Consider the following 546-nt stretch of genomic DNA (forward strand, 5'->3'; position numbering starts at 1 on the left):
TTGCTCCGAGAGACAGACAATTTGCACATAAAAAGCCATGGCCGAAATTTTTAACATTATTTGCGGGACCGTTATTTAACTTTATATTAGCTTTAGTCCTATTTATTGGTCTTGCATATTATCAAGGCACGCCTACGTCTACTGTAGAACAAGTCGCAGATAAGTATCCAGCTCAACAAGCAGGATTACAAAAAGGTGATAAGATCGTCCAAATTGGCAAATATAAAATATCTGAATTTGATGATGTTGATAAGGCGTTAGATAAAGTTAAAGATAATAAGACGACTGTTAAATTTGAACGTGATGGTAAAACAAAGTCAGTTGAATTAACACCTAAAAAGACTGAAAGAAAACTGACTAAAGTAAGTTCAGAGACGAAGTATGTTCTCGGATTCCAACCAGCGAGTGAACGTACGCTCTTCAAACCAATTGTATATGGATTTGAAAGCTTTTTGAAAGGTAGTACACTAATTTTTACAGCTGTAGTCGGTATGTTGGCTAGTATATTTACGGGCGGATTCTCATTTGATATGTTAAATGGTCCGG

Annotated in this window: 1 protein-coding gene; it reads left to right on the forward strand. The window is 35.9% G+C overall.

Going from position 1 to position 546, the window contains the following annotated elements:
• The coding region (locus tag IDG60_RS27165) for a M50 family metallopeptidase (protein ID WP_206160391.1) at positions 1-546 on the forward strand (546 nt) is incomplete at both ends.

The organism is Staphylococcus sp. EG-SA-2, from assembly GCF_017152085.1.